This is a genomic window from Pseudomonas sp. yb_9, from assembly GCF_043103635.1.
Classification (GTDB): domain Bacteria; phylum Pseudomonadota; class Gammaproteobacteria; order Pseudomonadales; family Pseudomonadaceae; genus Aquipseudomonas; species Aquipseudomonas monteilii.
Genome location: NZ_JBICKA010000040.1, coordinates 34,300 through 51,679 on the forward strand (window position 1 = coordinate 34,300; position 17,380 = coordinate 51,679).

Here is a 17,380-nt window from a genome sequence, read left to right on the forward strand (position 1 = left end):
GCGCGGCCGTCAGAAGATGTAGTCGGTGGTCAGGAAGCTCGACTGGCGGTTGCGGATGATTTCGCTGATCAGCGCCTTGTTGGCCTCCTGGAAGCGGGTGGCGACCAGAGTGCGGATGGAGAACACACGCAAGGCATCATGCACCGACAGGGTGCCTTCGGCGCTGTTCTTGCGGCCGTTGAACGGGTAGGTGTCCGGGCCACGTTGGCACTGCGCATTGATGTTGATGCGCCCGACCTGGTTGGCGAAGGTGTCGACCAGGCTGCCGATGGTAGCCGGGTCGTTGCCGAACAGGCTCAGTTGCTGGCCGTAATCGGAGTCCAGCACGTAGTCGATCACGGTTTGCAGGTCGCGGTAGGGCACTACGGGCACCAGGGGGCCGAACTGCTCTTCGTGGTACACGCGCATGGCCTGGCTGACCGGGTACAGCAAGGCTGGGTAGAAGAATGAGCCGCGGCTCTGCCCGCCACCTTCGTTGAGCACTCGAGCGCCCTTGGCCGTGGCATCGGCGACCAGGCCGTCGAGGTAGTCGACCTTGCCAGGCTCGGGCAGCGGTGTCAGTGCTACACCGGGCTCCCAGGGCATGCCGGGCTTGAGCGCGGCCAGTTTGCGCTGGAACTTGTCGAGGAAGGCATCGACCACATCCTCGTGGACAAACAGGATTTTCAGTGCCGTGCAGCGCTGGCCATTGAACGACAGCGCACCGGTGACCGCTTCTTCTACGGCGTTGTCGAGGTCGACCTGGGGCAGCACGATACCCGGGTTCTTGGCATCCAGCCCCAGCGCGGCGCGCAGGCGGTGAGGGCGTGGGTGCAGCTTTTTCAGGTCGCTGGCGGCCTTGTGCGTACCGATGAAAGCGAACACATCGACGTTGCCGCTGGCCATCAGCGCGCTCACGGTTTCCCGGCCTCGACCATAGATCACGTTGATCACCCCGGGCGGGAAGCTGTCACGGAAGGCTTCGAGCAGCGGGCGGATCAACAGCACACCGAACTTGGCGGGCTTGAACACCACGGTGTTGCCCATGATCAGCGCGGGGATCAGCGTGGTGAAGGTTTCGTTGAGCGGGTAGTTGTAGGGCCCCATGCACAGGGCGACACCCAGCGGCGCCCGGCGGATCTGGCCCAGCGTGCCTTGTTCAAGCTCGAAGCGGCTGGAGCGGCGGTCGAGGTCCTTGAGGGCGTTGATGGTGTCGACGATGTAGTCGCAGGTGCGGTCGAATTCCTTTTCCGAGTCCTTGAGGTTTTTGCCGATCTCCCACATCAGCAACTTGACCACGGCCTGGCGCTGCTCGCGCATGCGTGCCAGGAAGGTTTCGACGTGCTGGATACGCTCGGCCACACGCATGTTCGGCCAGGTACCACGGCCTTTGTCGTAGGCCTGAACGGCGGCGTCGAGCGCGGTAAGGGCGGTGTCGGCATCAAGCAGTGGGGCGCTGCCCAGCACCACTTGGCGTTCTTCGCCGCCTTCCTTGAGCCAGACGGGGCTGCGTACCGTGGCCAAGGGGCCGTCCCAGCGCCTGAGCTCGCCGTTCACCAGGTAATCACGTTGTTCCAGGGGGGCTTCCAGGCGCCAGATTTGCGGAATGCTATCGGCGTTGGGGAAGAGTGAATCGAGCAGACGGTCCATGGGTACTGCACCTCACTTAGCGGGGCGGGTTTCAAGCCGGGTGAATCGCTTCAGCTGCGAGCATGCACCGGCTGCCGAAAAAACACCAGTCTGGCTCAACAGGGCCCCTCGTGCTTGTCGACAGGCTGCCTTCGGATTCTAGGGTTGTTATGCAAAGACGGCATCAAGGGTTATCGATTGATAGCGAAGTGATAATTGCATCGGCGCGCACCGGGCACGGTTATAGCAAAGTGCTTGTCGGGTATGGACTTCATGCAGGAAATTTGACGCCATGAAACTTGATCTAAAGTTAGCGGGAGGCCGCTTGCCAAAGCGTTTGCAGGCATCTTAAATTGTTACTGAATGTGATAAATAAGTTTGAGCTCATACTATAAAAATCAAGACGTTAGGTGTTATTGCTGATTTTTTCTCTTTTTCCGATAGACCATAGAGCACTTCAAAGGACGTCGAAGAAGAAATGAAAGAGACCTTGACGGCTGTGGCGCGAAAACTCCTGTCGCCCTCCATGCGCTACGAAATGAGGCTGCTGGCCAGCAAGGTGCGTGAAGTGCTGGCGCGTGCCTGTTTCTGGCGTTGGGAAGTTGCCAGGTTCCGGATGCAGCAGGAAAGCCCGTACGAAATCCTCTACATAGGGCGCAAGCAGCAACGGGAAATGGCCAAACTGCTAATTGGCGGCAAGGGCCAGGGCAGTGCGTCGATCGTCGAGGGTGCAAGCGCGACTGCGGCGGCCAACCATGTTGTGGTGATCAGCGAAGTGCCCACCTCAGGCGCGTTGTCAGTGCCGCATTACCTGAGTGCCGTGGTGCCGCTGGGGCGCCCGCTGGAAGACATCACGGCCCGGTACGACAGCGAACTGCGCCGCAGCATCCGCAAGAACCGCCCACTTTACCAGATGCGCCAAACCCTCTCGGACGAGGAGATCGCCATGGCTGACCGAGACCTGCTGCGCCCCTATGCCACGGCCAGACAAGGCATTCATGCGGCACAGTTCCCCACCGACGAAGTGTTCCGGATCGCCAAGGGCGTTGGCCGGCTCGACCTGATTACCTTGGGCGATGAGGTAATCGGCTGCCATTTGGGGTGCGAAGTGGTGCGCGGCGGCAAGCGCTATTGGAGCACCTTGCGCTTTGGTTATTGCGAAGCGGTGTTTTCCGATGCCAAGAAGTTGCGTGAAGTGAACTCCATCACCACGTTCATGGCCCTTGAATGGGCACTGGAACAGGGTTTCGATTATTACGACATCGGCCTGTGCCTGGCGCGGCCAGATGACGGGCTGTTGAAGTGGAAGCGCCGGCGTGGCGGCGATATCGACTCGTTGGGCAACCATGCCTACCTGTTCGTTCGCTTGCCCAAGGCCGGCACGGCAAAGTTTTTGTGGGACACGCCTATGTTCGCGGTCGAAGGCGACAAGCTCACGTTGCACCTGGGGTTGCCCGAGGGGCCGAGTGAAGAAGAATTTGCCAGCCGCTACCACGAAATGGTGTTTGGCGGGCTGCACAAGATTTACCTGTATGGCGGCAACGGTGCGGGCGAACCGTTTGTGGAAGCATTGCGCAGCCGGTATGCCAACCTGCAATCCCCCCCCGCGATGGAAAGGGTGATGTCCAACTGAGTGTTAGCCAGGGATGCGTTGAGAGGGCGCGATGCGCCCGGTTTCTGATTTCGTTACCAAGGGAGGACGCTTCATGGGAAGCGACATCTCGCAGTTCAGTGCATCGCCCGCAGCCAAGCAGCACACCTGGACACTGGCTGCCTACCGCTACATGGCACGAAAACGCCTGGGCAAGAACACGGCCATTGACCTCAAGAGTGTGGCTACCAGGAGCTGGGACATTGCGCCGGGCGAGACCACGGTGTCGCCACCGGCCATCTACCTGCCCGGCCAGCTGGAGCGGGTGACGGGCTGGGAGGGCAAGCGTTTTTACCCCTACGTACACCCTGCGCGCACCATGGAGGGCGGCATCAGTACGCTGCAAGGGCCAACCCGGGGTTACCTGATCAAGAATGTGTGGCTGGTCGATGGTGCGTTGTACAAGGGCAAGGCCAGCCATTGGTTGTCACTGAAACCCAGCACCTTTCCGGGCATCATCGTGGACAACGAAATCGATCGTGCAGCCATTTATTGCACGCAAAACGGCAACTCCTGGTTCGGCACCTGGCTCATGGAAGATTGCCCGACCTATGCGCTGGCCTGTAACGAAGGCATCCCGGTGACCACCGCCCCCTCGGCCAAATACCCGTTGTTCACCCAGGCCCCCGCCTATGAAGACTGGCTGGACATGAAGCCGCTGCGCCTGCGCAGTGCGTTTTTCCGTGAGCTGGTGCTGTTCGATGACCAGAGCAACAACCGTAGCCGCCACGCCCGCTACCGGGCCATGGGGGACAAGCTGCTGTCGCATGTGCCGCATGCCCCGCACCCAGGCGTGTTCCTGCTGCGGGGCGGCGACGGCGACCTGCGCCTGCTGCGCAATGAGCTGGAGCTTGCCGAGCATCTGCGGGTTACCCGTGGTTTTCGCGTGGTCAACCCGCTGAAGTCTGATGTACCGAGTATTGTCGCAGCCTGTGCCGGGGCAAACGTGGTCATTGGCGTAGAGGGTAGCCAGTTGGTACATGGCGTGAATGTGCTGCAGCCTGGCGGTAGCCTGCTGACCTTGCAGCCGCCTAACCGGTTTGTCAGCTACTACAAATACCTGACGGATCGCGACCACCAGCAGTTCGGCTTTGTGGTGGGGATACCGGAGGGCGATGGTTTCAGGATCGATATCGGTGAAGTGGAACGCACGCTCGATCTGTTTGCGCGATAACCGTGTAGTATCGGGGCATCTGAGCAACGCGTGGGCGAGAGGATGATAGAGGCATCACGGTTCTGGCGTGACCCTGCGTTACCCTTCGTCGAAGCCCGGCGGGTAGGGGACGGGCGGCAGGTGTGTTATGCCGCTCATTCCCACGAGAGCTTTTCCATCGGTGTGATCACCGGTGGACGCAGCACTTACCTGAACGGGGGCCTGCGCATTGAGGTGGGGGCCGGCACCACGGTGCTGATGAACCCGGGCGTGGTGCATACCTGCAACCCCATCGATGGCGAGCCTTGGTCCTACCTGATGCTGTTTGTCGACATGCCTTGGTTACAGGCGCTGGGTTTCACCTTGCCGACGCAAACCTGGAGTAGCTCGCCTGCGCTGTACCAACGTTTGATGCAGGCTTTTGCCGACCTGTTCGACGCCAGCGTGCCTGACAGGGAGGCGCGCCTGGCGACCCTGTTTTGCGCATTGCCGGGCTTTCTCTCGGGTGAAACTGGCGAGGGTGAAGCAGGTAACCCACGGCTGGACGCGGCGGCAGCCTTCATACGTGCCCATCGTAGCGATCCGCTGAGCCTGGAAGACATCTGCACCGCCTGCGGCCTGTCACGTTCCTACCTGATTCGTGCATTTGGCCAACGCTTCGGGCTGACGCCGCATGGCTACCTGCTCGATCAGCGCGTACAGCTGGCCAGGGCGCAGCTGCGCCAAGGCCGCGCGATTGCCGAGGTGGCGCAGGAGGCCGGGTTTGCCGACCAGGCGCACCTGCAGCGGGCATTCAAGCAGCACCTGGCGGCGACACCGGGGCATTACCGCGATGCCGCTGGCGTCAGATAACCAGGTAGACAGCACTGCCTACCAGCAACACCGCCAACCCTCGATTGAGCAAGCGCACGTGCCGTGGGTTGCCCAGATACTGGCGAATCATGCTCCCGGCCCATGCCCAACACGCAACCGAAACAAAACAGATCGGGCCATAGATCCAGGCAAAGAGCCACAGCAGGTGCTGTTCACCCCCCGTGTAAGCGCCGACCCCGGCCACTGCCGCCAGCCAAGCCTTGGGGTTTAACCATTGCATTGCCGCGCCGTGCCAGGCTGAAGGCGCTGTTGTCGAGTGTGTGCCGGTCAGCCGGCCGTCGTCGCGGGCCAGCTTCCACGCCATGTACAGCAGAAACGCCACGCCGCCCCAGTGCAACAGCAGGCCCAGTAGCGGCCAGCGCAGCAGCAGTTGATGCAGGCCCAGCCCGACCAGCACCAGCAACAGGCAGAAGCCCAGCGTGGCGCCGGCCACATGCGCCAGGCTGGCGCGTAAGCCATGGTTGGCGCCGCTGCCCAGGGCAATGATGTTGACCGGGCCGGGGGAAATCGACGCCGCCAGTGCGAAGGCGGCCATGGACAGGGACAGGCTCATGAGAAAGATCCGGTGGCTGGAAGGAACCGTGATTTTCAGCCCTTGGCTGTCGAGGGTATTGAAGAAAAGTACCCCCTAAATGCCGCCCCACACCTGATACAGGTTTTGTAATAGTTTTGCGCTATCACAGAAACCAGTGCTGCTTGTAGGATCATTTTCCCAATTTGTTAACAAGGTCTATATGAGCACCTTCGCGGAGCCCCCCAGTTTTCGGCCTTTCTGGCCATCCTTCCCCCGTCCTCGTGACGCTTCCCCTGTGAGTACCCGCTAATGGAATGGCTAGCCGATCCCACGGCCTGGCTAGGCCTGTTGACGCTTATCGTCCTTGAGCTGGTGCTGGGTATCGACAACCTGGTGTTCATCGCCATCCTGGCAGACAAACTGCCGCCGCATCAGCGTGACCGCGCGCGGGTGATTGGCTTGAGCCTGGCATTGATCATGCGCCTGGGCCTGTTGGCCAGCATCTCGTGGATGGTCACCCTCACCGCGCCGCTGTTCGAAGTGTTCGGCAAGAGCTTCTCCGGCCGGGACCTGATCATGCTGTTCGGTGGTGTGTTCCTGCTGTTCAAGGCCACCATGGAACTGCATGAACGTCTTGAGGGCCATGTAACCCAGGCCAGTGGTACGCTGCGTCATGCTGCGTTCTGGCCGATCGTGGCGCAGATCGTGGTGCTTGACGCGGTGTTCTCCCTGGACGCGGTCATTACCGCGGTGGGCATGGTCGAGCATCTGTCGGTAATGATGATCGCCGTGATTTTCTCGATCGGTATCATGATCGTTGCCAGCAAACCGCTGACCCGCTTCGTCAACGCCCACCCCACAGTCATCATGTTGTGCCTGGGCTTCCTGATGATGATCGGTTTCAGCCTGACCGCCGAAGGCCTGGGCTTCCATATCCCGAAAGGCTACCTGTACGCGGCCATCGGCTTCTCGATCCTTATCGAGCTGTTCAACCAGCTGGCCCGTGCCCGCCGCAAGCGCAGCTTGCAGCAGCACCGGCCGTTGCGTGAACGCACTGCCCATGCCGTGCTGCGCCTGCTGGGTGGCCGCCGTGTCGAGGCGGACGAAGTGGGTGAGGAAATCGCCGACCTGGTCGAGGGGGGTGAGGAGCAGGTGCTGTTCGACCGCCGTGAGCGGGTGATGATCAGTGGCGTGCTGAACCTGGCCGAGCGGCCTATCCGTACGGTGATGACCGCCCGTGCCGAGGTCGACATGATCGACCTGGGACAACCGGCCGACGCCATTACCCAGGCCCTGGCCAACTCGCCGTACTCGCGCCTGCCGCTGATCCGCAATGGCCGTGTCGACGAGCCTCTGGGCTTCGTGCACAAGAAGGAATTGCTCAAGGAGCTGCTGTCGGGCAGCCAGCCGGACCTGGAAGGCATGGCGCGTGTGCCGCTGAATTTGCTGGAGAGCTTCAGCATTCTCAACGCCCTGGAGCAGATGCGTGGCCAGTCGACTCACATCGCCTTCGTGGTCAACGAATTCGGTGACTTCACCGGCCTGCTGACCATGACCGACATCCTTGAGTCGATTGCCGGTGAACTGCCGGATGCCAGCGAGGTTGAAGGCCCCGGCATTGTCCAGGAGGGCGAGGGCTTCGTGGTCAGTGGTGCGCTGAACCTGAGCCAGGTCCATGCGCGTACCGGCTTCAGTGCCCGTGCTACCGAGGACTACCAGACCCTCGCCGGCCTGGTGATGAGCCTGCTCGACCGCCTGCCGATGGTGGGTGACCGCCTGGCCTGGAATGGCTGGACGCTGACCGTGGAGGCGGTGGAAGAGCGGCGGGTGCGCCAGGTTCGGCTTACACCGAACGGCGACGCTGACGCAGCAGGTGCTTGAAACCCTCGAGCACCAGCACCAGCACCGCGGCCCAGATCGGCAGGTAGGTCAGCCACTGATCCGGGCCGATGGTTTCGCCCAGCAGCAACGCCACGCCCACCAGCAGCACGGGCTCGACGTAGCTGAGCAGGCCGAACAGGCTAAATGGCAGCATGCGGCTGGCGAGCACGTAGGCGATCAGGGCCGAGGCGCTGATCGCCCCAAGGATCGGGATCAACGCATACAGCCCAGGGTGGGCTTGCAGGTCAGCGCTGGAAAGCGGGCCCTGGATAACGAAGTACAACGCCCACGGTAGCAGCAGGCACATGTCGCACCACAGCCCGCCCAGGTGGTCGGTGCGGCAGCGTCGGCGCAGCACGAAATAGATCGGGTAGCCGATCGTCACCAACAGGGTTTCCCAGGCAAAACTGCCGTTTTGGTACAGCTCGTGGCCCACGCCCAGTGCGGCACAGGCCACGGCCACCTTTTGCAGGCGTGATAGACGCTCGCCGTACACCAGCCGCCCGGTCAGGACCATGGCCAGTGGCAGCAGGAAATAGCCCATCGACACTTCCAGGCTGCGCCCATGCAAGGGTGCCCAGAGGAACAGCCACAACTGTACGCCCATCAGCCACGAGGTACCGACCATGCCCAGCAACAGGACAGGCGTGCGCTTTACCCGGGCCAGCAGCTCGCCCACGCGTTTCCAGTCTTTCGAGACCAGCATGAACAAGGTGAGGCAGGGCAGCGTCAGCAGGGTGCGCCAGCCAAAGATCTCTTCGCCATCCAGTGGCGTGAGCAGCGAGGTATAGAAATACATCACAGCGAACAGACAGGACGCCATGACCGATGAAACGATGCCTTTTGACACGAGTGCCTCGAATAGGGGAGTTGAGCGGGTGGATCAGCCGCGCATGATCTCAGGGGCCGCGCCTTGCGGCAACTGCGCAGCGCCCGGGCGTGTGGCCAGTGCCTCCAGGAACTGGGCGGCCGGCATGGGCCTGGCAAACAGGTAGCCCTGCTGGAAGTCCACCCCATGGCTGGCCAGGTAGTCGCGCTGGGTGTTCGTTTCCACACCTTCGGCCACGATACCCAGGCCCAGCTTGGCCGACAGGTCGATGATGCTTTCCAGAATGTGCACGGACAGCGCATCGCCGCCGATCATGGCGACAAAGCTCTGGTCGATTTTCAGGTAGTCGACCTGGAACTGGCGCAGGTAGTTGAGGCTCGACTGGCCGGTGCCGAAGTCGTCGAGGGCAATCATCACACCCATGGCGTGGAGCTTTTCGAACAGTTCCAGGGTCACCGGGGTAGGCTCGATGAGTTTGCGCTCGGTCAACTCCAGGGTCAGCACCACCCGGCCCGGCGGAAAGTGCTGCAGGAAGGTGCGGCAGTCGTCCAGCAGGCTGAGGTCGCGGCAATGATCGGCGGTGATGTTGACACCGATATGGAACCCGTCCTCCAGCAACCCCGCATAGGGCGCCAGGCTTTGCGCGGTCTGCAACATCAGCGCACGGGTCATGGCGACGATCTGCCCGCTGTGCTCGGCATAAGGGATGAACAGGTCGGGCCTTACCAGGCCCTCGCGCGGGTGGTTCCAGCGCATCAGCACTTCGGCACCGGCCCAGCGGTAGTCACCCTTGCGCACCACAGGCTGGAAATACGGCAGAAACTCGTCGGCCTGCAGCGCCCGGTCCAGCTCGGCGCGGGGAGAGGTGGCCCGGCGAATCTGCCAGCGGCATACCAGCGCCGCCACGGCACCCAGCACCAGCAGCAAGCTGATGAGGGCAGGGTAGTGGCTGCGTAACAGCTGGCCCTGTTTGCCGGTGCTGTAGCCGCCCTGCACGCTGAACGGGTAACGGGTCGAACCCAGCAGCACGTTGGCGCTGGCGGCGGCAGGTGGTACGCCTTTGTGCACGACACCGTCCTTGCCCATCCAGGCATCGCCCACGCGGATTTGCAAGTCTTCGTCAGGGCCGATCAGGCGCAGTGCCGTTAGCAGGTGGTCGCCATCCACCGTGGTGATTGCTCCTTTGTCGCCCTCGCTAACACGGTACACCAGCAGCGCGTGCCCCGGGGTGACCGAGTTGCCGTCCATCAGCCACAGTTTGCCGTCGATATAGTCACTGGCGTTGACCGGTTCGTCGAACTCGCCGAACAGCGAGGTGCAATACAGGTTGTTGTGCCTGAACAGGTTGGTCGAGCGCACGAAGGCGTTGCGGGTAACCTGGGCACGCAGCGTGAGCTGGGCCTGATCGCAGGGGCCGCCAGCCAGGGGCAGCAATGCATTGGCAGCACTGGACAGGTTGTCGAGGATGCGTTCGACGTGCTCCACCGCCTGGCGGGTGGTGGCCTGGCTGCTGGCCTGCATCTCGCGCTCGACCTGCCAGTTCATGATGGCCAGGCCGCACACCACTGGCAGCACGCCTACGCCCCAGGGCAACAGGGTACGCCAGCTGAATGCGGCGCGGCGTTTTACGGTAAGGGGCATGCTGACCTGGCTACGATGAGAGATAAGGAGAGCATAGCCGTTTGTCGGCGCTCAGGACCAACTAAAACGCGACAAACCATTTTACGCAATGTAGAATCCGTTTACGAATACAACAATAAGGTCCTTCAGCTCCGAAGGATCAAGCCCGCCGAGAATGGGTCCATATGACATACCATGGGTTCAAGCTGATCATAGGTGACTTCCTCGCTCGCAGCGTGCGGGGCATCCCGTGCTCACCGCCGTTTCTGTTCCACATCCCACGCAATCAATAATTTTTCGCTGCAGATGAGGACACGAACATGGCTGATATCTTCGACAATCCAATGGGCCTGATGGGCTTCGAGTTCATTGAGCTGGCTTCGCCTACGCCTGGCGTACTCGAGCCGGTCTTCCAGATACTGGGTTTCACCAAGGTGGCTACCCACCGCTCCAAGGATGTGCACCTGTATCGCCAGGGTGGCATCAACCTGATCCTGAACAACGAACCCAAGAGCATCGCCTCGTACTTCGCGGCGGAACACGGCCCTTCGGTGTGCGGCATGGCGTTCCGCGTGCGCAATGCCCATGAAGCCTATGCCCGCGCCCTGGAGCTGGGTGCCCAGCCGGTAGAAATCGAAACCGGCCCGATGGAGTTGCGCCTGCCGGCAATCAAAGGCATTGGTGGTGCGCCGTTGTACCTGATCGACCGCTTCGACGAAGGCAGTTCGATCTACGACATCGACTTCAACTTTATCGAAGGCGTGGATCGCAACCCGGTAGGTGCGGGCCTTAAAATCATCGACCATCTCACCCATAACGTTTACCGCGGGCGCATGGCTTACTGGGCCGGCTTCTACGAGAAACTGTTCAACTTCCGTGAGATCCGCTACTTCGATATCAAGGGTGAGTACACCGGCCTGACGTCCAAGGCCATGACTGCGCCCGATGGCATGATCCGCATCCCGCTCAACGAAGAGTCGTCCAAGGGGGCCGGGCAGATCGAAGAGTTCCTGATGCAGTTCAACGGTGAAGGCATCCAGCACGTCGCCTTCCTCACCGACGACCTGCTCAAGACCTGGGACGCCCTGAAGGGCTTCGGCATGCGCTTCATGACGGCGCCACCACAAACCTATTACGAAATGCTCGAAGAGCGCCTGCCTGGCCACGGCGAGCCGGTGGATCAGCTGCAAGCGCGTGGCATCCTGCTCGATGGCGCTTCGCAGCCCGAAGACAAGCGCCTGCTGCTGCAGATATTCTCGGAAACCCTGCTTGGTCCGGTGTTCTTCGAGTTCATCCAGCGCAAGGGTGATGATGGCTTTGGTGAAGGCAACTTCAAGGCGCTGTTTGAATCCATCGAGCGGGACCAGGTGCGCCGTGGAGTGCTGAGCACCGACTGATCCAGCCTGAGGGGCGCCGCCATCATGCATGCTTGGCGGTCGCCTCACGGCTGTGGGCTCTCGCCCCGTACAGGCCCAGATACACGATCGAGCCGGTCACGATCCCTACCAGCATCAGTGAGGGAAAGATCTGCACCATTGACTGCTGAATTTCCTTGGCGGTGAAACCTTCGGCGTAACCGCCTTTTACCCTATACCCATACTTGTTCGACAGCGCGCTCGCAAAAAACTCGGGCTGCGAAGGGCGCTGTGTGTCTCGACTATCGCCTTTGCTCCAGATGTAGCGGTCGTCGAACTCCAGCAGCAGTGTCAGGCCATCCTGAAAAGCGTCCAGTTCGTTGCGTAGCAAAAGGGCATAGGCGGTCACGATTACCCCGCCATGATTCCCCTGCAAGTAATAGTTGACCAGCAGCTTGCGGCGCTTGTCGGGTTGCCCATAGGACAACTCGACCTGCTGGCCGGACCCGGCAAAGGACGATAGGTATTCCAAAGAATCTGAAGTGCTGCTGCAGGAGGCTTCATTACCTTCTACCAAGGTCAGCGATCGGATCATGGAGCGGCTCACAACTTGCTCCTGTAATGCGCTCTTGACCCTGTCGCATGGCTTGCCTGCGAGCGGCAAGGCGCGCTGGGCAGCTTCATGCATCCTGTTCAGCGCCTGGTCAATGCTGAACACAGCCTCCTGAACAGAGATGGCGGCGTTTTCCGAAAGCTTCATCTCCAGCTGAACAATCATCACCAACAAACCGGAAATCACAGGTACAAGGCCCACCGTGATGAGCAGCAACAGCTCCCGCAGGCGGTATCCTGCGTTCAGGATTTTCAACATAGGGCAATCGCTCTCCGGGCCGAAGCTGTTCGGGGTGAACAACTGAACCCTGAGCCTATGCATTCAATGGCCGATCGGCTGTAGTCCTTGTGCAGTATGCGGCAGAGGAAAACTACAAGGTTGATGTCAGGCTTTAGCTCGCCTTGAGTTTTGCCAGTACATGTTCGGCGAGCAGGGCGGTCGAGGCTGGGTTCTGCCCTGTGATCAATCGACCATCCTCGACCACGTATGGCATCCACGGATCATCATGCTTGCTGTACTCGCCGCCGCGGCCACCTAGCTCGTTTTCCGTCAAAAATGGGACTACTTTGTCCAGTTCGGCCAGTTGCTCCTCGATATTTGAGAAACCGGTCACCTTGCGGCCTTTCAGCAGCAAGCTTTTGTCGCTGAGCTTGATGTTGAGCAGGCCAACCACGCCGTGGCAGACCGCCGCTACAATGCCGCCTTTTTCGTAGACTTTGCGTGCCAGCTCCTGCAGGGGCGGGTTATCGACAAAGTCGTACATCACGCCATGCCCACCGGTGTAGTAGATGACGCCGTATTCGTCGGCCTTTACCTGATCGGGGCTCAAGGTGGTGCCCAGGCGCGTCATGAAGCGCTTGTCGTCATACCATTGCCAGTCCAGCTCTGGAGCCATCTGCAGGCTGTGCGGGTCGATGGGCACGTAGCCGCCCTGTGGGCTAACATAATCGACCGTGTAGCCGGCCTTTTCGACCTTCTCGACAAAGTGCACGGCCTCGCCCAGCCACAACCCGGTCGCCCGCTTGAGGGTTGGGTATTTGGCTGTATTGGTCAGCACTACCAGCATTTTCTTGCTCATGACCATGCTCCTCTCGGCAACCTAGACAGGCCGGTGCTCCCTGGCCCAAGGGAAAACCTAATCAGCATAGCTGCCCCCTGCAAGTGCGCCATGGTACGTGGTGCGTGCTGTGCTAACGTGAACAGATTCCACGGGTGAGCCTGCCTGTTCAGGTAGCACCGTGGCCAACCCGGAGCATTGCTGGAGTCACGATATTGGTCGCAAACAGTACGCCACGCGGGCCTTTGCAGCCGGTCATGCTGCAGCCGCCTGTTTCACAGCCGGTCGACTTGATGGCGCAGCGGATTGCACGGTTCGACTGGGGGCGTACTTCGCTCGGACCATTGCCGCGCTGGCCGGCTTCGTTGCGTATTGCCGTCGACATGATGCAGTTGTCACCGTTCCCTTGTGCCGTGGTCTGGGGGGCTGACCTTTGTGTGGTGCACAACGAAGGTTACAGGATGCTGCGGGCAGTTCCGGACGCCTTGGGTGTCGCGTTCGATAGGCTGTGGCACGATGTCTGGCCGGCAGTGGGATCCCGGGTGTTCCAGGCGCTGGAGGGGCGCTCGAGTTTTGTCGAGGATCTCCCCCTGAGTGTTCCCGGCATCGCGGGCGAGGAGCCGATATGGTGCGCGTTCGGTTTTGCACCCTTGCATGATGAGCTGGGCAATGTGGCGGGTTTTCTGCATACGGTGATCGAAACGACAGCCAGTGTCGAGGCGCCCCACCATTGGCGCGCGCAGGCGCTGGGGTTTGAGCAGCCGGTCGAGCGCCATGTGGCTGAGCGCGAACAGTTGTGGCAACTGTCGCGCGACGCGATGATGACGGTGACTGCGGAACTGAAACTGCATGCCGTCAACCCGGCCTGGTACCGCATTCTGGGCTGGACCCAAGCGCAGGTGCAGGATATGCCGGTGCTGGACCTGGTGCACCCGGCTGATCGCGCCGACGTGCAGCTGGCAGTGTCCGGGCTGCTGCAAGACAGCAACACGGAACAGATCGAGACCCGCCTGCGGCACCGTGATGGTCATTACCTCTGGTTTCGCTGGAACGCGCGGTTTGATGGCAGGCTGCTGACGGCGGTTGGCCGAGACATTACCGGAGATCGCGACGAGCTTGCACGTCGGTCCAAGGCGCTGATGCGTAACAGCGAGCGTATGCAGGTGGTCGGCCAGTTGGCGAGGGGTATGGGCCACGAAATGAATAACCTGCTGTCCGGGGGCAACGGCAGCCTTGAGTTGTTGCAACGGCGCCTGCGGGAGGGACGCCTGGAGGGGGTGGATGCCTACGTGGAAGTAGCGCGCGAGTCGGTGCAACGCGCCACGGAACTGACTCACCGCCTGCTGGCGCTCTCTCGCCTTCAACCCTTGGCCACCCGGCCGCTGGACTTCAATCGGCAACTACGCCTTTGCGAGCCATTGCTGCTGAAGACGTTGGGCGCGGAGGTTGGCTTGCACTGGCAGCTGGATGTAGTGCCGTGGGCGGTGAACCTGGACGTTCATGAGCTTGAAAATGCCTTGATCAACCTATGCACCAACGCCCGGGAAGCGTGTCTGACGCAGGGCAGTGTCACGTTGCGTACGGTCAACAAGCGCTTGACCAGTGCTTTTCCGGATGCGCGGGGCCTCCCACCTGGCGACTACGTAGCCTTGTATGTCGAGGACGACGGCTCTGTTATGTCGGCAGCGGACATCGCCAGGGACTTTGAACCGTTCTTCACCACCAAACCCGTCGGGCGTGGGGCCGGGCTGGGGTTGTCGATGGTGTATGGTTTTGTCAGCCAATCGGGCGGGTATGTCTGGATCGAGTCTGTCCCGGAGCGGGGCACCAAGGTTTCCATGCTTTTCCCAAGGTGGCATGAGCCCGTTCCGGAAGAGCCAAAGCCCGCACCGCCCTCGCAGCGCGTGGCCCGGGGCGAACGCCTGCTGCTGGTGGATGACGAGGTGAATTTGCGCGTGGTCATGCACGAATACCTGGCCGAGCGTGGTTTCGACGTGACGGTAGCAGGCGATGCGAACACTGCCCTGGAACGCTTCCGCCATGCTGGCCCCTTCGACCTGGTGATCACCGATATCGGCTTGCCTGGCGTTTTCAGTGGCCGGCAACTGGCCAGCGCCATGCGCACGCAGATTGCGCAACAGAAAATCCTGTTCATTACCGGTTATGCGGACCAGCCCATCGAAGCGCAATTGCTCGATCAGCCGGGTACGGCGTTGATGAGCAAGCCATTTCTGCTGGCGGAGCTTGCCGACCAAGCGCTACGCATGCTTGATGAATAATGGCATCACGGCTTGCCAAGAATTTGCGACACTTGAGCCTGCAGTTGCTTCAGTTCGAACGGCTTGCAGATCAAATGCATGCCCGTCCCCAGGAAATACTCGCGGGCCATGGCCGTTTCCGCGTTCCCGGTGATGAACAGCACCGGCAAGTGTGGGCGCAGGCTGCGGGCAATCTCGGCCAGTTGCCGGCCGTTCATGCCGGGTAGGCCGACATCGCTGATCAGCAGATTCACCGTTTGTGTCGAGCGCAGCACCTTCAGTCCCTCGTTGGCGTTGGCGGCGCTGTGGCAGGTGAGCCCCTCATCGCGCAGCATTTGGCACAGCAACTGGCGCACATGTAGGTCGTCCTCGACGATCAGTACATGTCGGCCGCCGTCAGGATGCACAGGTTGCGCCGGCTGACGCGATTGTCTGACCGGGCCGGTATGACGCGGCAGGTAAAGGTCTACCTGGGTACCTTGGCCGATTGCGCAGCGCGGACTGGGTCATGTGCAACAGCTGGGCGTTTTCAAAGGGTGCCACCAGCAATACCAGGTTGCCCACCGGATGGTTGCTAACGCCGCTGGGCGACCAGCACGATAGGCAAATCCGACCAGCTCGGTTGTTGGTCGATGAAGGCCTGCAGCGATGCGCTCGGGCCTTGGCTGAACGCTTGTTCGGCGATGATTGCCAACCCTGCACCTTCGGCCAGGCGCGCCTGCAGGTTGGCCAGGCCGACCGCGCAAAAAGTCAGTCGTTACCTACAAGCCCTGTTGCAGCACGGGGTCGTCAGGGTTTTGCCGCTCCAGCTCGGCCAGCAGCACCTGCACGTTCTGAAGCTGGCCGGACTCCTTCGAGTACTGAATCAGCAGCACCCGCGCCCGGCGATTGGCTGGCTGGCGATTGAGCACGGTTTCCAGTTGCTTCTGTGCGGCGTCGAGTTGGCCCAGCTCATGCAGGGTAACGGCCAGGGTATAGCGGTAGTCAGCGTTGTCCGGCTCCAGCTCGACGGCGCGGGACAGGGCCAGCAAGGCATATTCGCGCTGTTCGTGGCGGTTTAGCCAAAGCCCTAGCTCGTACTGCAGAAAGGACGAGTCGGGGCTTAGCGCCAAGGCTTGCCCCAGCACCTGGCGGGAGGCATCGTGATGCCCCTGGCGCTCGAGCAGGCGTACCTGAGTAGCCAGGGCGTCGAGGTTACCGGGGGCGACCGCCAGCGCTCGTTGCAGGGCTGTGGCGGCCTGGGTGTAGTCGTTCTCGTGCAGATAAAGGCGCGCCAGGTGCACTTGGGCATCGGCATCCTCGGGCTGTTGCTCCAGCGCTTGCTGGTATTGCTCGAGGGCTGCTTGCAGCGGGCCGAAATACAGGCCAATGGCGTCGGGGTCGAGGCCCAGCAGGGCATCCACGGCGGCAAAACGCACGCTTTGCTCGTCGTCGTCCAGCAGCGGGCCGAGCACCAGGCTACGCTGCGCCGCCGGTAACAGACGGCGGATACCGGCAATGGCCGCTCGGCGCACCAGCGGGTCGGCATGCTCCAGGTCCTGGCGGGCGAGCTTCAATGCCTGGGGCGAGGGGTAATTGGGCAGTTCGGCGTACAGTGCTGCACGCCGGATGGCGGGCAAGTCATTACGTTGTAATTGCTGATACAGCACCCGTGCCGCACCGGGCTGGCCGTCGTGGGCCTGGCGCAGGGCCTTGGCGTAGCTGTGTGCCGGCAGGGTCGGTGCGGCTGGCGGGGTGTCGCGCCACAGGTAGCCGAACAGGGCCAATACCAGGATCAACAACAGCAGGGCGATCAGGTAGCGGTTGCGTCTGGGCATCGGACGGTCCGTGGCGGCGGGAAGGGCAGAGCTTGGGCCAGCTGGGGGGTAAATGCAACCGAGCCACCTTGGTTTGGGGCTCTGCGCAGCCCATCGCCGGCAAGCCAGCTCCCACAGGAATTGCGCATGGCTTGAAATCAACGCTGTCGAG

At 61.5% G+C, this 17,380-nt stretch carries 13 protein-coding genes and 1 pseudogene; 6 read left to right on the top strand and 8 right to left on the bottom strand.

Annotated elements, in window-relative coordinates:
• Positions 1–9: 9 nt before the first annotated feature.
• Complete coding sequence (locus ACF8MI_RS09625) at positions 10–1,629, bottom strand: NADP-dependent glyceraldehyde-3-phosphate dehydrogenase (protein WP_104834669.1); 1,620 nt, start codon at positions 1,627–1,629, stop codon at positions 10–12.
• 457 nt (positions 1,630–2,086) lie between these two features.
• Between ACF8MI_RS09625 and ACF8MI_RS09630 the strand changes: the two genes are divergently transcribed.
• From ACF8MI_RS09630 to ACF8MI_RS09640, 3 genes are all read left to right on the top strand, one after another.
• A complete protein-coding gene (locus ACF8MI_RS09630) occupies positions 2,087–3,241 on the top strand; it encodes a hypothetical protein (RefSeq protein WP_200929384.1) in 1,155 nt (384 codons plus the stop codon).
• 73 nt (positions 3,242–3,314) lie between these two features.
• Complete coding sequence (locus tag ACF8MI_RS09635; RefSeq protein ID WP_060500927.1) at positions 3,315–4,433, top strand: glycosyltransferase 61 family protein; 1,119 nt, start codon at positions 3,315–3,317, stop codon at positions 4,431–4,433.
• Between the two features lie 42 nt (positions 4,434–4,475).
• The gene (locus tag ACF8MI_RS09640; RefSeq protein WP_060500925.1) at positions 4,476–5,264 is read left to right on the top strand and encodes an AraC family transcriptional regulator; all 789 of its coding nucleotides are present in this window, start codon (positions 4,476–4,478) and stop codon (positions 5,262–5,264) included.
• On the opposite strand, the gene ACF8MI_RS09645 is transcribed toward ACF8MI_RS09640, so the two are convergent.
• On the bottom strand, positions 5,257–5,838 hold the full coding sequence (locus ACF8MI_RS09645) for a LysE family translocator (protein WP_060500923.1): 582 nt from the start codon (positions 5,836–5,838) through the stop codon (positions 5,257–5,259). The genes ACF8MI_RS09640 and ACF8MI_RS09645 overlap by 8 nt on opposite strands.
• 270 nt (positions 5,839–6,108) lie before the next feature.
• Between ACF8MI_RS09645 and ACF8MI_RS09650 the strand changes: the two genes are divergently transcribed.
• Positions 6,109–7,680, top strand: a complete 1,572-nt coding sequence (locus ACF8MI_RS09650) for a TerC family protein (protein ID WP_060500921.1) — start codon at positions 6,109–6,111, stop codon at positions 7,678–7,680.
• On the opposite strand, the gene rarD is transcribed toward ACF8MI_RS09650, so the two are convergent.
• Positions 7,643–8,530, bottom strand: a complete 888-nt coding sequence (rarD, locus tag ACF8MI_RS09655) for an EamA family transporter RarD (RefSeq protein ID WP_060500918.1) — start codon at positions 8,528–8,530, stop codon at positions 7,643–7,645. The genes ACF8MI_RS09650 and rarD overlap by 38 nt on opposite strands.
• Before the next feature lie 33 nt (positions 8,531–8,563).
• The gene (locus ACF8MI_RS09660; protein WP_200929383.1) at positions 8,564–10,150 is read right to left on the bottom strand and encodes an EAL domain-containing protein; all 1,587 of its coding nucleotides are present in this window, start codon (positions 10,148–10,150) and stop codon (positions 8,564–8,566) included.
• Between the two features lie 299 nt (positions 10,151–10,449).
• Here ACF8MI_RS09660 and hppD point away from each other — a divergent pair, with 299 nt between their 5' ends.
• Entirely contained in the window at positions 10,450–11,526 is a 1,077-nt protein-coding gene (hppD, locus tag ACF8MI_RS09665; RefSeq protein WP_016714000.1) for a 4-hydroxyphenylpyruvate dioxygenase, read from the top strand.
• A gap of 22 nt (positions 11,527–11,548) precedes the next feature.
• Here the strand turns inward: hppD and ACF8MI_RS09670 are convergent, their stop codons facing one another.
• Together ACF8MI_RS09670 and ACF8MI_RS09675 are read right to left on the bottom strand one after the other, a co-directional pair.
• Positions 11,549–12,355, bottom strand: a complete 807-nt coding sequence (locus ACF8MI_RS09670) for a CSS-motif domain-containing protein (RefSeq protein WP_060500914.1) — start codon at positions 12,353–12,355, stop codon at positions 11,549–11,551.
• Between the two features lie 133 nt (positions 12,356–12,488).
• Positions 12,489–13,175, bottom strand: coding sequence for a type 1 glutamine amidotransferase domain-containing protein (locus ACF8MI_RS09675; protein ID WP_060500913.1), 687 nt, complete (start codon positions 13,173–13,175; stop codon positions 12,489–12,491).
• A 194-nt stretch (positions 13,176–13,369) separates the two neighbouring features.
• Here ACF8MI_RS09675 and ACF8MI_RS09680 point away from each other — a divergent pair, with 194 nt between their 5' ends.
• Complete coding sequence (locus tag ACF8MI_RS09680) at positions 13,370–15,433, top strand: ATP-binding protein (RefSeq protein ID WP_392517474.1); 2,064 nt, start codon at positions 13,370–13,372, stop codon at positions 15,431–15,433.
• Between the two features lie 5 nt (positions 15,434–15,438).
• On the opposite strand, the pseudogene ACF8MI_RS09685 reads toward ACF8MI_RS09680, so the two are convergent.
• Together ACF8MI_RS09685 and ACF8MI_RS09690 are read right to left on the bottom strand one after the other, a co-directional pair.
• Positions 15,439–16,163, bottom strand: a pseudogene (locus ACF8MI_RS09685) (response regulator); the annotation flags it as partial.
• A gap of 10 nt (positions 16,164–16,173) precedes the next feature.
• Positions 16,174–17,229, bottom strand: coding sequence for a tetratricopeptide repeat protein (locus ACF8MI_RS09690; RefSeq protein ID WP_060500907.1), 1,056 nt, complete (start codon positions 17,227–17,229; stop codon positions 16,174–16,176).
• Positions 17,230–17,380: the final 151 nt, after the last annotated feature.

Bases quoted from the DNA above. Each gene is read 5' to 3' on its own strand.
- ACF8MI_RS09640 (WP_060500925.1), top strand. From the start codon at position 4,476: ATGATAGAGGCATCACGGTTCTGGCGTGACCCTGCGTTACCCTTCGTC.
- ACF8MI_RS09660 (WP_200929383.1), bottom strand. From the start codon at position 10,150: ATGCCCCTTACCGTAAAACGCCGCGCCGCATTCAGCTGGCGTACCCTG.
- ACF8MI_RS09675 (WP_060500913.1), bottom strand. From the start codon at position 13,175: ATGAGCAAGAAAATGCTGGTAGTGCTGACCAATACAGCCAAATACCCA.
- ACF8MI_RS09645 (WP_060500923.1), bottom strand. From the start codon at position 5,838: ATGAGCCTGTCCCTGTCCATGGCCGCCTTCGCACTGGCGGCGTCGATT.
- ACF8MI_RS09650 (WP_060500921.1), top strand. From the start codon at position 6,109: ATGGAATGGCTAGCCGATCCCACGGCCTGGCTAGGCCTGTTGACGCTT.
- hppD (WP_016714000.1), top strand. From the start codon at position 10,450: ATGGCTGATATCTTCGACAATCCAATGGGCCTGATGGGCTTCGAGTTC.
- ACF8MI_RS09630 (WP_200929384.1), top strand. From the start codon at position 2,087: ATGAAAGAGACCTTGACGGCTGTGGCGCGAAAACTCCTGTCGCCCTCC.
- ACF8MI_RS09670 (WP_060500914.1), bottom strand. From the start codon at position 12,355: ATGTTGAAAATCCTGAACGCAGGATACCGCCTGCGGGAGCTGTTGCTG.
- ACF8MI_RS09625 (WP_104834669.1), bottom strand. From the start codon at position 1,629: ATGGACCGTCTGCTCGATTCACTCTTCCCCAACGCCGATAGCATTCCG.
- ACF8MI_RS09635 (WP_060500927.1), top strand. From the start codon at position 3,315: ATGGGAAGCGACATCTCGCAGTTCAGTGCATCGCCCGCAGCCAAGCAG.
- ACF8MI_RS09690 (WP_060500907.1), bottom strand. From the start codon at position 17,229: ATGCCCAGACGCAACCGCTACCTGATCGCCCTGCTGTTGTTGATCCTG.